Here is a 13,031-nt window from a genome sequence, read left to right as displayed (position 1 = left end):
TTTCGGTCGTCGGGGCATCCTCCGCCGTGAATTGAAACTCGACGAGAGGATTTTCGATGTTCAACCCGTTCGCCGGCCAGGCCGACATTCCCAACCGTGAGGGTGCGTGGGCGCAGCAAGCCGAAGCGGAGCTGTCCACGCGCCGTCACCGCGAAGAGATCGACCGCTGCCTCAGCCACGGGCTTGAAGCCGCCCCCACCATCAACGACCGCACCCTGTCGACATTCGCCCGCGGCGAGCTCCCCCACTTCGCCGGGGAACGCGGGACGTTCCTCAAGGCCCCGTTCCTGGAGGATGTGAACGACGTCGCCGACGCCGAGGTGGCCGTCTTCGGAGCGCCGCTGGACGCCGGGACGACCTACCGCCCGGGCACCCGGTTCGGGCCAATGGGCATTCGCCGCTCCACCAACCTGTTCGGCACCTATTGCTACGAGCTGGGAGTCGACCTACGGGAACAGCTCAACATCGTCGACATCGGCGACGTGGTCACGATCCCCGCCAACATCGAGAAGTCGTTCGACCAGATCAGCCAGGCGATGGCCCACGTGGTCTCCAAGGGCGTGTTCCCGGTGGTGCTCGGCGGCGACCACTCGATCGGCTTCCCGACCGTGCGGGGTCTGGCCCCCTACCTGGACGGCAACGTCGGGATCATCCACTTCGACCGCCACGTCGACACCCAGGAAACCGACCTCGACGAGCGGATGCACACCACCCCGTGGTTCCACGCCACCAACATCAAGAACGCCCCGGCCACCAACCTGGTGCAGATCGGCATCGGCGGATGGCAGGCTCCGCGCGCCGGCGTCCAGGTGGGCCGCCAGCGCGGCAGCACCGTCATCACCGTCGGTGACGTCGAACGCGTCGGGATCGAAAAGGTCGCCGAGATCGCGCTGGAGACGGCGTGGAAGGACGCCAAGGCGGTGTACCTGTCGTTCGACATCGATGTCATCGACGCGGGATTCGTGCCCGGCACCGGCTGGCCCGAGCCCGGCGGCCTGCTACCGCGCGAGGCGCTCAACCTGATCCGGATGATCTCCGAACCCGGACTGAACGGCATCGAGGTGGTGGAGTGCTCACCGCCGTATGACTGGGCGGAACAGACCGCGCTGATGAGCAGCCGCGTCATCCTGGACAGCCTGGCGGTCATGGTGCGGGCGGGCAAGCTCGGCAAGAAGCCGGCCGCGCTCAAGCGGCACGCCTGGGGCCCGTTCGCCGACTGACGAGGTGGGTTATGAAATCCGCCTGTCGGGCTGTCTACTTGCGGTCTCCACCCAGCGCCCGCGCTTAGGAGATTAGTCCCGGTCAAACCGCCGGGTAACGACACCGAGGCCAACAGTTGGTCGTTGCTAGTTGGTCACATAGCAAATACTGCTGTCTGCTGCCATTTGGGCCGCCGCGCGCCGAATCCCTATGCGCGGTCCGTCCTCCTCGGACCGGCGGGGAGGCTGCGGCATTGGCGATGCCACTACACCGCGCCGGGACAATCGGGCGACGCCTCGCACCAAAGTCAATGTGGATAAGGAGCTCTCGCCACTAGGTTGCGCCCGGCCGGTCCCGCACTCCCCGTCCGGAGGCGCGGATGCTCACCGTCGCCCGGGGCGCCCGGCCCGGCCGGGCCCCATGCGGCACCGGGCCTCTGACAACTATTTCGACGGCCGAAAATCGACTTTCAGCAAATTCCCAGGAGTTAACCATGGTTGTTACAGGTGCAACTAAGAATATTAGGTAGTTGTACGGCGACGAGACGGCGGAGCGTCTCTCGGCGCCGCGGTGCGGCGACGCGAACAACTCGGCGTCGCGCCACTCGTGCGCAAGCCATGGCGCACGAAACCGGATCGCCAAGCCAGCGCCCCGTCCGGGCCCGCGGCGTTTGAGCTGGCGCCTGGTCGGCTGGTTACGGGGGTTTTGTAGTGGATTTTGCGGCGTTACCGCCCGAGGTCAACTCCGGGCGGATGTATGCGGGCGCGGGGGTTGGGCCCCTGGTGTCGGCGGCCGCGGCGTGGGACGCGCTGGCGGCGGAATTGGGCTCGGCGGCGGCGGCCTATCGGGCGATCGTGTCGGAGCTGACGGGTGGTCCGTGGGTGGGCCCGTCGTCGGGGTCGATGGCGGCCGCTGCGGCGCCCTATGTGTCGTGGATGAACACCACGGCCGCGCAGGCCCAGCAGACCGCCAGCCAGCTGGGTGCGGCGGTGGCGGCTTACGAGGCGGCGTTCGCGGCCACCGTGCCGCCCCCGCAGATCGAGGTGAACCGGGCGTTGTTGGCGTCGCTGGTGGCCACCAACCTCCTTGGGCAGAACACCCCGGCGATCGCGGCCACCGAGGCGCAGTACGCCGAGATGTGGGCCCAGGACGCCGCGGCGATGTACGGCTACGCCGGCGCCTCGGCGGCGGCCACCCGGCTGACGCCGTTCGCCGCACCGCAGCAGACCACCAACCCGGACGGCACGACGATGCAGGCCGCTTCGGTCAGCCAGGCCGGGCAATCGGCGACCGGGTCCAGCACGCAGTCGGCACTCAACGCCGTCCCCAACATGCTGCAGAACATCTCGGGGGGCTCGATTGTCAGCCCATCGAACCTCGATCCGCACCTGGGCAGCCTGTTCAGCCCCAGCAGCGGACCGACCGGTCTCAACGAATTGACCCAGAACATCGGGAACTGGGCCCTGGTCATCAGTGGGCCCTTGTTCACGGCTTCCGGCATCACGCCGCTGATGGGCGGCCTCTACGGGCTGGCGCTGCCCTCGACGGCGGCCGCGGCGGCCGACGTGTCGCCGGCGGACGCCGGCATGGGCACCCTGGCGAATTCGCCGGCCGCGGGCTCCCTTGGCAATGCCGGGGTTTCGGCGGGTCTGGGCGAATCCGCCACCGTCGGCAAGTTGTCGGTACCGCAAACGTGGGCCGACTCCCCCGCCATCCGGCTCGCGAGTAGCGCGTCGCCGCTGTCCACGGCCGGGCTGGGCGGCGCGCCGCAGGCCGAGGTCTCGGCGCCCGGCGGCTTCTTCGGCGGTATCCCGCCGGTGGGCAGCTTGGTCAACGCGCCCAGGGGCGAGCAGTCGCGCGCACGCGCCGGCGCCGGCCAAAAAGTCTTCCCGGCAACCCCCGGGGAGGCGGGCGCCGACGAGCGCGCGGCGGTCATGCCCGCGGCGCCGCAACGGACGCGCAAGCATGTCGCCAGCGCACTGAGCGAGCGCGAACGCGAAGAGCTCGACAAGCTGCGCAAGGAGATCGCCGAGGTGGCGACCGAACGCGACGCGGCAGCCCGCCTGATCAAGGAGGCGATGCTGTGACACTGGATTTTGCGGCCCTGCCTCCCGAGGTCAATTCCGCCCGTATGTACGCGGGCGCGGGATCGGCGCCATTGGTCACGGCCGCGACGGCCTGGGAAAAGCTGGCTTCCGAGCTGAGTTCGGCGGCGACCTCGTATCGCGCCGTGGCGGCGCAGCTGACAAGCGGGCCGTGGGTGGGTCCGTCGTCGGCCGCGATGGCGGCCGCGGTGGCGCCCTATGTGTCGTGGATGAACACCACGGCCGCGCAGGCCCAGCAGACGGCCAGCCAGCTGGGTGCGGCGGTGGCGGCTTACGAGGCGGCGTTCGCGGCCACCGTGCCGCCGCCGCAGATCGAGGTCAACCGGGCGCTGTTGGCGTCGCTGGTGTCGACCAACCTGTTGGGGCAGAACACCCCGGCGATCGCGGCCACCGAGGCGCAGTACTCCGAGATGTGGGCCCAGGACGCCGCGGCGATGTACGGCTACGCCGGCGCCTCGGCGGCGGCCACCCGGCTGACGCCGTTCGCCGCACCGCAGCAGACCACCAACCCGGACGGGACGACCAACCAAAACTCCACGGTCATGAAGGCCGCCGCCACCGGCGGTTCCAACACCACGTCAACGCTGTCGAACATCCCCAACCTGCTGCAATCTTCGTCGACGGGCGCCCCGACCTCGCCGGGCGCATCGGCCCCGTCCGCCGGATCGGGTTCGCTGGTGGACCTTTTCAACAACTTCAGCGAAAACACCATCGGCTACCAGATCCTCTCCGAGGGTCTGAACTTCGACGCTTCCGGAGCCCTGTTGACGCTCGCGCCGCCGGTGGCCGCGGCCTGGAATCCGTTGGTGAACTCGCTCTCCGCGCCGGCGAGTGCCGCGTCTCAGGTCTCCGGTTCCGGTTCTGCCCTAGTGAATTCGCCCGGCTCGGGCGCTTCGGCCGGGGTGTCGGCGGGCCTGGGTGAGTCGGCGTCGGTCGGCAAGCTGTCGGTCCCGCAGTCGTGGGGCACATCGCCCGCGATCCGGCTCGCCGCGGCCGCCTTGCCCAGCGCCGGGCTGGACGGTCTGCCGCAGGCCGGCACCGTCGCACCGGGTTTCTACGGTGGGATGCCCCCGATGGGACCGGTGGCCAGCGTCGTCAACGCGCCGCGCGGCGAGCAGGGCCGTCTCCGAGCGGGCGCGCGGCACAAGGTGATTCCCGCGCTGGCCGGCGAGACCGGAATGCACCACGACCCCGCGGGCCGCTGGGTCGCGTCGAACGCAGCCGCCGAGGACGACGGCGCCGCCGGCGAACGCGAAGAGCTCATCGCGCTGCGGAAGGCGATGGCCGACGTAACCCGGCAACGCGACGTCCTCAAGCGCACGGCCGCGACATTGATCAAGGAGGCAACGCAAAAGTAGCCAACCCCGTGACTCGGTGCGGGACTTCACACGCACACCTCTTTCTCGACGACGATTGGAATCAGTGCAGATGTTCTTCACAAAGCCAGCCAAACGGTCCCCGGTGGGTTGGGAAGGCGATTTGGCCGTCGACTCGAAACCGATTGCGGCCCAAGACGATTTAGAAACGCCCACATCGGCAGGGATAACGCCCGACGACGAGGACCAGGCCCAGCTCAAGGCTTTGGGCTTCCAGTCGGACTTCAAGCGGGACATGAGCCCATGGGCGAACTTCTCGCTGGGGTTCACCTACCTGTCACCGGTGGTCGGCATCTACACGGTGTTCGCATTCGCGCTGTCCACCGCCGGCCCACCGATGATCTGGAGCCTGCTGATCGCCGGCGTCGGACAGATGTTGGTGGCGTTGGTCTTCAGCGAAGTGGTGGCCCAGTTCCCGGTGGCCGGCGGCGTCTATCCCTGGGCGCGCCGGCTGTGGGGACGCAAATGGGCATGGATGACCGGATGGGTCTACATGTTCACACTGTTGGCGCTCCTGGCGGACGCCGCCTACGGCGCGGGCCCGTACGTCGCAGACGTCTTCGGCTTCAAGCCTTCTCCGCACGCCACGGTCCTGTGCGCGCTCGTCATGCTGGCCCTGGCCACCGTCATCAACCTCACCGGCACCAAGATTCTGGGCTACTTCGCCATCTTCGGCTTCAGCGCCGAGTTGATCGGCGCCATCGTGGTCGGCGTCTGGCTGCTGTGCACCCAGCGCCATCACAATCTCGGCGTGCTGTTCCACGGCTTCGGCGCGCAAGGCCACCACAGCTACACCTACGCCTTCCTGGCCGCCAGCCTGATCGCGCTCTACCAGTTCTTCGGTTTCGAGGCCTGCGGCGACGTCGCCGAGGAGGTCCGCAACCCCGGCATACAAATTCCAAAGGCCATGCGCCGCACCATCTACGTCGGCGGCTCGGCGGCCACCTTCGTGTGCCTGAGCCTGATCCTGTCGGTCACCGACTTCGGCGCGGTGATCAGCGGCAAGGACCCCGATCCGATCGACACGATCCTGAAAACCGCGTTCGGCGGCATCGGGGCGAAGATCGTCCTCTGCATCGTGCTGATCTCGTTCGTGTCGTGCGCGCTGAGCCTGCAGGCCGCCGCCAGCCGGCTCATCTACTCCTACGGCCGCGACGACATGATCGTCGGCTCAAAGCTGCTGGCGCGGTTCGATCACAAGCGACACGTGCCGCCCTATTCCTTGCTCATCGCGGTCATCATCCCGGCGGTGCTGATCGTCGGGTCGCTGATCTCCCGCGACGCGCTCACCAAGCTGGTCAGCTTCGGTTCGGTGGGCGTCTACATCGCCTTCCAGATGGTGGTGCTGGCCGCCCTGCGCGCGAGGGCCAAAGGTTGGGCGCCCAACGGCAAGTACCGGCTGGGCCGGTGGGGAGTGCCCGTCAACATCGGCGCGCTGACCTACGGCGTCGCGGCAATCGTGAACCTTTCCTGGCCGCGGGACTCGCACCAGCCGTGGTACGACGACTACATCATCTTGCTGATGTCGGTGGCCATCGTCGGTCTGGGAATCCTGTACCTCGTGTTCACGCGGGCGCACGCCAAGAGCGACGCGCCGTACGCCGACGCGATTCCGGCGCGGAAGTAGTTGCGCCGCAGCACAATCAGGAGACGAAGAGCGGGCGTGCCCGCTCGGCATGGCGCTGCGCGAGCGTGTCGAGCAACGGGTCGGACAGATCGGCCAGCCCGATGGCCGCCTCGGCGGCGGTGCGCTCGCACAGGTCCGCCAGCCGAAACGTGCACGCCGCCACGTCGGCCGGGTCCAAAGCGAGAAGCCGCTGGGCGGCGGTCGCGGAGCCGGTCATGGTGGTGTAGACGATCGTCAAGGCGGTGTGCTCGGGGTTCAGTCCACTGATGGCGCCGACCCGGCCCGCCGTGACTGCGAGGTGCGGCCGTGCGCCGATTTCCGCCCAGTCGGCGTCCGGCCAGACCCGTCGCGCCAGCCGCGCCAGCCCGCGCCCCTGGCTGCGCGACGCCTCGCGGGCGGCCGGGGCGGGCGTGCGGGCATCGGTCTCACGATCGGCCGCGTCGGGGGTGAGGTCGCCGCGCTGGACCGCCGCCGCGATCGACGCGCTGACCAAGCCGGAGCTGCGAATCCGGCGGCACAGGAAGGCTTCCAGCGAGTCCAGGCCGGTCACCAGGCCGCTGGTGACCGCCTCCTCCACACCACCGGAATGCACGTGGCCCCCGGCCGGCAGTCGGGAATCGGCCAGGGCGAGCAGCGTTGCCAGTGCGGACATGTGCCTCAGAACAGGAAATAGCGTTGCGCCATGGGCAATTCCGCCGCCGGGTCCTCCTGCCAGACCTCGCCGTCGATCCGCACGGTGAACGTGTCCGGGTCCACTTCGATGTCGGGCAGCGCGTCGTTGAGCGGCAGGGCCGCCTTGCCGAGCCCGGTGGTATTGCGCACGGGGACAAGGCGCCGATTGACCGCGATCCGCTCGGTGAGGCCGGCGTCGATTGCCTGCGGCGCAACGAAATGCACCGAGGTGGCGGCCGCCGCGACCGGCGCGGCCCCGAACATCGGACGGGGCAGCACCGGTTGCGGCGTCGGGATCGACGCGTTGGCGTCCCCCATCGCCGCCCACGCGATCATGCCGCCCTTGAGCACCGCGTGCGGGCGGACGCCGAAGAACGCGGGCTCCCACAACACCAGGTCCGCCAGCTTGCCCACTTCCACGGATCCGACCTCGTGGTCGAGCCCGTGTGCGACGGCGGGGCAGATGGTGTATTTCGCGACGTAGCGCCGCGCCCGCATGTTGTCGGCGGCACCGTCGCCGGGCAGCGCGCCCCGTCGCCGTTTCATCACGTGCGCGGTCTGCCAGGTGCGCAGCACCACTTCCCCGATCCTGCCCATCGCCTGCGAGTCGCTGCCGATCATCGAGATCGCGCCGATGTCATGCAGCAGGTCTTCCGCCGCCATGGTCGACGGCCTGATCCGGCTCTCGGCGAAGGCCAAGTCTTCCGGCACTTGGGGATTGAGGTGGTGGCAGACCATCAACATGTCCAAATGCTCGTCGAGGGTGTTGCGCGTGTGGGGGCGAGTCGGGTTGGTGGAGCTGGGCAGAACGTTGGGTTTGCCTGCGACGGTGATGATGTCGGGAGCATGGCCGCCCCCGGCGCCCTCGGTGTGATACGTGTGGATCGACCGCCCGGCGATCGCGGCCAGGGTGTCTTCGACGAATCCCATCTCATTGAGGGTGTCGGTGTGCAGCGCCACCTGGACGCCGGCGGCATCGGCGACGGTGAGGCAGGCGTCGATGGCTGCCGGGGTCGACCCCCAGTCCTCGTGCAGCTTGAAACCCGAAGCCCCGCCGTGCAATTGCTCCCACAATCCCTCGGCGCTGACGGTGTTTCCCTTACCCAGCAGCGCGAAGTTCACCGGCCAGCCGTCGAGCGCCTCGAGCATCCTCTCCAGGTGCCATGCGCCCGGGGTCACGGTGGTGGCTTTGGTGCCCTCGGCCGGCCCGGTGCCGCCGCCGATGATCGTCGTGATCCCGGAGCCGAGCGCCTCTGCCATGAGCTGGGGGCAAATCAGGTGGACGTGGCAGTCGACGGCGCCCGCGGTGACGATCCGGCCGTTGCCGGCGATGACTTCGGTGGACGGCCCGACCACCAGGTCCGGGTGCACGCCCGTCATGGTGTCGGGGTTACCCGCCTTACCGATCGCGGAGATACGGCCGTCGCGAATGCCGATGTCGGCCTTGACGATTCCCCAGTGGTCGATGATGACCGCCCCGGTGATCACGGTGTCGGGCGCGCCCTCGGCGCGCGTCGCGCGTCCCTGGCCCATCGACTCGCGCAGCACCTTGCCGCCGCCGAACACTGCCTCGTCACCGGCCAGTCCCGGTCCCCCGCTGCGGTCTTCGGTGATCTCCACGAAGAGATCGGTGTCCGCCAGCCGGATCCGGTCGCCCGTGGTGGGGCCGAAAAGCTGGGCGTAGCTCTCCCTCGACAGGCCCGCCATCAGTCGTCGAGCCGTCCGGGCGGCGTCAGGGTCAGGCCATGCACCTCACGGCTTCCGCGCAGCGGCACCAGTCGGACCCGTTGCGGCACACCGGGTTCGAAGCGGACTGCGGTGGCGGCCGGGATGTCCAACCGGCAGCCGTGGGCGGCGGCGCGGTCGAACGACAGCGCCGAGTTGGCCTGGGGCAGGTGGACGTGGCTGCCGACCTGTACCGGACGGTCCCCGGTGTTGATGATCTGCATCTCGATCCGCTCCGCGTCCGCGTTTATCTCGATATCGCCGCTGCCGAAAAGGATTTCGCCGGGAATCATGCGATCGGGTGGTGGACGGTGACAAGTTTGGTGCCGTCCGGGAACGTCGCCTCCACCTGTACGTCGGCCAGCATTTCCGGCACCCCCTCCATCACATCGTCGCGGCTGAGCACGTCGCAGCCGCTGGCCATCAGGTCGGCGACGGTGCGGCCGTCGCGCGCGCCCTCCAGAATGTGGTCGGTGATGATGGCAACCGCCTCCGGGTGGTTCAGCCGCAAGCCCCGGGCACGGCGGCGGCGTGCCAGTTCGGCGGCGTAGGACAACAGCAATCGCTCTTGTTCGTGCGGCGTAAGGAGCACGTTCTCCGATCCTGCCACGGCGCCCGAGGCGGGACGCGCCCGGCCACGCTTGGCGGCGGGCGGGCTAGGCCTCCAGGTTCTGCAGCCGAACCTGGCCGCGGGCGACCACCCGGTCGTCGGCGTCGGTGATGGTGACCAGCCACAACTGCTGGCGCCGGCCGCGGTGGATCGGTTCCGCGGCGCCGTACACCATGCCCGAGCCGATGGAGCGCAGAAAGTCGGTGTTGTTGTTGACGCCTACGACGTTCCCGCCGCCGCGGGTGGCGAGCCAGGTGTAGGCGGCCACGCTGGCCATGCTTTCGATGATCGAGCAGTACACGCCGCCGTGCACCAGGCCCATCGGCTGCAGCAGTTTGGGGGTGACCTCGAGCTGGGCCCGGGCGCCGTCGGGGCTGAGTTCGGTGAATTGCAGCCCGATCTCCTGATCGAAAGGCGCGGTGAAATCCGGCGGCAGGGTCGCTTCCCGAGGGTCAGGCACGTTCTGTGTTTACACCATGACCACCCGAGAACGGCTGAGCCCCGTGCCACTGGGGCACGGGGCTCGCCGATCGAGTCGACCCGGGGTCACTGCAGCCCTCAGGACTCGCCGCGGTCGTCGTTCGCTCGACGGGGTTAGCATAGGCAAGGCTGCCCTAATTTCGCAAGCATCAATTCCGGGGCGCCCCCGGAAGCTTCGGTACGACCGTCGGTAGTAATCCGGAGTAAGATGTGCCTCGACGCTCAGGAGAGAACGCACTATGGCGAAACTGACCCGGCTCGGAGATCTGGAACGCGCGGTGATGGACCACTTGTGGTCCACGCCGGAACCGCAAACGGTCCGCCAGGTCCACGATGCGTTGTCCGCGCGACGCGATCTTGCCTACACGACGATCATGACCGTGCTGCAACGGCTGGCGAAGAAGAACCTGGTTTCCCAGATCCGCGACGACCGCGCGCACCGATACGCACCCGTGCACGGCCGCGACGAGCTCGTCGCGGGGCTCATGGTCGACGCGCTGGCCCAGGCCGAGGATTCCGGAGGTCGGCAGGCCGCTCTGGTGCACTTCGTCGAGCGGGTGGGCGCCGACGAGGCGGACGCGCTGCGGCGAGCGCTCGCCGAGCTGGAAGCCAATCAACGCAATGACGCGTCATCCGCTGGCGCGTTGACGGAGGACTGAGGGAGACTGACAGCGTGTCCGCGCTGGCCTTCACCATCCTCGCGGTGCTGCTGGTCGGTCCGGTACCGGCCTTGCTGGCACGCGCGAGCTGGCCGCTGCGCGCTCCCCGGGCGGCAATGGTGTTGTGGCAGGCCATCGCGCTGGCAGCGGTCCTCTCCGCGTTCAGCGCCGGGATCGCGATCGCCACTCGGCTGCTCATGCCAGGTCCCGACGGCCGGCCCACCGCCAGCATCGTCGGCGACGCCGGCCGGCTCGGCTGGCCGCTGTGGGCGGCATACATCGGCGTTTTCGCGCTGACGGTGCTGGTCGGCGCGCGACTGATGGTCGCCGTGATCCGGGTGGCCATCGCCAACCGGCGACGGCGGGCCCATCACCGCATGGTGGTCGATCTGGTCGGAGTCGGCCACGACGCCGCGCTTCCCCAGCCCTGTGCGCACACGCGCGACCTTCGCGTCTTGGATGTTGCGCAGCCGCTTGCCTATTGCTTGCCCGGCGTGCGCAGTCGGGTAGTGGTCAGCGAGGGGGCGCTGAGCACGCTCGCCGATGCGGAAGTCGCGGCGATCCTCACCCACGAGCGGGCCCACCTGCGAGCCCGGCACGACCTGGTTCTCGAGGCCTTCACCGCGGTGCACGCCGCGTTCCCGCGGCTGGTGCGCAGCGCGAACGCTCTCGGCGCGGTTCAACTGCTCGTCGAGCTGCTCGCCGACGACGCCGCCGTGCGCGCGGCCGGCCGCGCTCCCCTGGCGCGCGCCCTGGTTGCCTGCGCGTCCGGGCGGGCGCCGTCGGGCGCATTGGCCGCGGGCGGCACCAGCACGGTGGTCCGCGTGCGCCGGCTGTGCGGGGACGGCAACAGCCTGGCGCTGTCGGCGGCCGCCTACCTCGCGGCGGTGGCCGTGTTCGTGGTGCCCACCGTCGCGTTGGCGGTCCCGTGGCTCACGGAATTGCGGCGCCTGTTCAACCTCTGAGGCGACGCGGGAGCCATCACCCCGGGCGGGCGCATGTCCGCTGTGCCACAGTGTGACGGAAAGCTTTTGGGCAAGGTTCTCCGACTCGAGAGGCGAAGACATGGGTTCGTCGGATACCCCGACCGGTTCCAAGACCGCGACCGCGCAAATCGGCGTTACCGGCCTGGCGGTGATGGGTTCGAACATCGCTCGCAATTTCGCCCGGCACGGCTACACCGTGGCGCTGCACAACCGGTCGGTCGCCAAGACCGACGCGCTGCTCAAAGAGCACGGTGACGAGGGCAAGTTCGTGCGGTCGGAGACCATCGCGGAGTTTCTGGACGCCCTGGAGAAGCCGCGGCGGGTGCTAATCATGGTCAAGGCCGGTGACCCAACCGACGCCGTCATCAACGAGCTCGCCGACGCCATGGAAGAGGGCGACATCATCATCGACGGCGGCAACGCCCTCTACACCGACACCATTCGCCGCGAGAAGGCGATGCGCGACCGGGGCCTGCACTTCGTCGGCGCCGGCATCTCCGGCGGAGAGGAGGGCGCGCTCAACGGCCCGTCGATCATGCCCGGTGGCCCCGCCGAGTCGTACAAGTCGCTCGGTCCGCTGCTCGAGGAGATCTCCGCGCACGTCGACGGCGTCCCGTGCTGCACCCACATCGGCCCGGACGGCGCCGGGCACTTCGTCAAGATGGTGCACAACGGCATCGAGTACTCCGACATGCAGCTGATCGGCGAGGCCTACCAGTTGCTGCGCGACGGCCTGGGCAAGACCGCGCCCGAGATCGCGGACGTGTTCGCCGAATGGAACAAGGGCGACCTGGACAGCTTCCTCATCGAGATCACCGCGGAGGTGTTGCGGCAGAAGGACGCCAAGACGGGCAAGCCGCTCGTCGACGTCATCCTGGACGAGGCCGAGCAGAAGGGCACCGGCCGCTGGACGGTGAAGTCGGCTCTGGATCTCGGCGTGCCGGTGACCGGCATCGCCGAGGCGGTGTTCGCCCGCGCGCTGTCGGGTTCGGTGACGCAACGCAAGGCCACCACCGGGCTGGCCTCGGGCGAGCTGGGAGCCGAGCCGGGAGATGCGCAGCAATTCGTCGAGGATGTCCGTCAGGCCCTGTACGCGTCGAAGATCATCGCTTATGCGCAGGGCTTCAACCAAATTCAGGCCGGCAGCGCCGAATATGACTGGGACATCACGCCGGGCGACCTGGCCACCATCTGGCGCGGCGGCTGCATCATCCGGGCGAAGTTCCTCAACCGCATCAAAGACGCGTTCGACGAAGATCCCGACCTGCCGACGCTGATCGTCGCGCCCTACTTCCGCAGCGCGATCGAGGCCGCGATCGACGGCTGGCGTCGCGTCGTGGTGACCGCCACGCAGCTGGGCATCCCGATCCCCGGTTTCTCCTCCGCGCTGTCCTACTACGACGCCCTGCGCACCGAGCGGCTGCCCGCGGCGCTGACCCAGGGCTTGCGGGACTTCTTCGGCGCCCACACCTACGGCCGGATCGACGACGACCCGGACAAGCGGTTCCACACGCTCTGGAGCGGCGACCGCAGCGAAGTGCCCGCCTAGGCGGGGTACTACTGGAGGACACGAGGGGGCACGGCGACGACG

General features: G+C 68.9%; 12 protein-coding genes. 7 read left to right on the top strand and 5 right to left on the bottom strand.

The features are described 5' to 3' along the window. The first annotated feature begins 56 nt into the window (after positions 1-56). The 4 genes from A5709_RS01965 to A5709_RS01950 all read left to right on the top strand — a co-directional run bounded on the left by A5709_RS01965 (position 57) and on the right by A5709_RS01950 (position 6,308). Positions 57-1,220 carry an agmatinase family protein gene (locus A5709_RS01965; RefSeq protein WP_067950415.1) on the top strand — a complete coding sequence of 388 codons (1,164 nt, stop codon included), beginning with the start codon at positions 57-59 and terminating at the stop codon, positions 1,218-1,220. 690 nt (positions 1,221-1,910) lie between these two features. Beyond that, entirely contained in the window at positions 1,911-3,287 is a 1,377-nt protein-coding gene (locus tag A5709_RS29140; protein WP_068117588.1) for a PPE family protein, read from the top strand. Then, the gene (locus A5709_RS29135; protein WP_082973747.1) at positions 3,284-4,663 is read left to right on the top strand and encodes a PPE family protein; all 1,380 of its coding nucleotides are present in this window, start codon (positions 3,284-3,286) and stop codon (positions 4,661-4,663) included. Before A5709_RS29140 ends, A5709_RS29135 begins: the two co-directional genes overlap by 4 nt. Before the next feature lie 70 nt (positions 4,664-4,733). Next, positions 4,734-6,308 (top strand): APC family permease, encoded by a 1,575-nt coding sequence (locus A5709_RS01950; RefSeq protein WP_156767940.1) that lies wholly within the window; start codon positions 4,734-4,736, stop codon positions 6,306-6,308. Positions 6,309-6,324: 16 nt separating this feature from the next. Here the strand turns inward: A5709_RS01950 and A5709_RS01945 are convergent, their stop codons facing one another. From A5709_RS01945 to A5709_RS01925, 5 genes are all read right to left on the bottom strand, one after another. Then, positions 6,325-6,960, bottom strand: coding sequence for an urease accessory protein UreF (locus tag A5709_RS01945; protein ID WP_068117584.1), 636 nt, complete (start codon positions 6,958-6,960; stop codon positions 6,325-6,327). 5 nt (positions 6,961-6,965) lie between these two features. Continuing rightward, entirely contained in the window at positions 6,966-8,687 is a 1,722-nt protein-coding gene (locus A5709_RS01940) for an urease subunit alpha (RefSeq protein ID WP_068117582.1), read from the bottom strand. After that, on the bottom strand, positions 8,687-8,998 hold the full coding sequence (locus A5709_RS01935) for an urease subunit beta (protein ID WP_067950408.1): 312 nt from the start codon (positions 8,996-8,998) through the stop codon (positions 8,687-8,689). The genes A5709_RS01940 and A5709_RS01935 overlap by 1 nt, the downstream gene beginning before the upstream one ends. Continuing rightward, positions 8,995-9,297: an urease subunit gamma gene (locus tag A5709_RS01930; RefSeq protein WP_067950406.1), complete on the bottom strand. Its 303-nt coding sequence runs from the start codon at positions 9,295-9,297 to the stop codon at positions 8,995-8,997. The genes A5709_RS01935 and A5709_RS01930 overlap by 4 nt, the downstream gene beginning before the upstream one ends. Before the next feature lie 64 nt (positions 9,298-9,361). Continuing rightward, positions 9,362-9,775, bottom strand: a complete 414-nt coding sequence (locus A5709_RS01925) for a PaaI family thioesterase (RefSeq protein ID WP_067950404.1) — start codon at positions 9,773-9,775, stop codon at positions 9,362-9,364. Positions 9,776-10,034: 259 nt separating this feature from the next. Here A5709_RS01925 and A5709_RS01920 point away from each other — a divergent pair, with 259 nt between their 5' ends. The 3 genes from A5709_RS01920 (at position 10,035) to gndA (ending at position 12,989) form a co-directional block, all read left to right on the top strand. Then, positions 10,035-10,454, top strand: a complete 420-nt coding sequence (locus A5709_RS01920) for a BlaI/MecI/CopY family transcriptional regulator (RefSeq protein ID WP_067950401.1) — start codon at positions 10,035-10,037, stop codon at positions 10,452-10,454. 14 nt (positions 10,455-10,468) lie between these two features. Continuing rightward, on the top strand, positions 10,469-11,419 hold the full coding sequence (locus tag A5709_RS01915; RefSeq protein WP_067950400.1) for a M56 family metallopeptidase: 951 nt from the start codon (positions 10,469-10,471) through the stop codon (positions 11,417-11,419). A 100-nt stretch (positions 11,420-11,519) separates the two neighbouring features. Then, positions 11,520-12,989, top strand: a complete 1,470-nt coding sequence (gene gndA, locus A5709_RS01910) for an NADP-dependent phosphogluconate dehydrogenase (RefSeq protein ID WP_067950398.1) — start codon at positions 11,520-11,522, stop codon at positions 12,987-12,989. The last annotated feature ends 42 nt before the right edge of the window (positions 12,990-13,031 follow it).

Source organism: Mycobacterium sp. E1386, assembly GCF_001672745.1.
Taxonomy (GTDB): domain Bacteria; phylum Actinomycetota; class Actinomycetes; order Mycobacteriales; family Mycobacteriaceae; genus Mycobacterium.
The sequence above is the reverse complement of the archived record's forward strand: the minus strand, read 5'-3'. Positions and strand labels throughout refer to the sequence as shown.

Coding starts and splice junctions, on each gene's coding strand:
- A5709_RS01935 (WP_067950408.1), bottom strand. CDS start 8,998: ATGATTCCCGGCGAAATCCTTTTCGGCAGCGGCGATATCGAGATAAAC.
- A5709_RS01965 (WP_067950415.1), top strand. CDS start 57: ATGTTCAACCCGTTCGCCGGCCAGGCCGACATTCCCAACCGTGAGGGT.
- A5709_RS01945 (WP_068117584.1), bottom strand. CDS start 6,960: ATGTCCGCACTGGCAACGCTGCTCGCCCTGGCCGATTCCCGACTGCCG.
- gndA (WP_067950398.1), top strand. CDS start 11,520: ATGGGTTCGTCGGATACCCCGACCGGTTCCAAGACCGCGACCGCGCAA.
- A5709_RS01950 (WP_156767940.1), top strand. CDS start 4,734: ATGTTCTTCACAAAGCCAGCCAAACGGTCCCCGGTGGGTTGGGAAGGC.
- A5709_RS01920 (WP_067950401.1), top strand. CDS start 10,035: ATGGCGAAACTGACCCGGCTCGGAGATCTGGAACGCGCGGTGATGGAC.
- A5709_RS01940 (WP_068117582.1), bottom strand. CDS start 8,687: ATGGCGGGCCTGTCGAGGGAGAGCTACGCCCAGCTTTTCGGCCCCACC.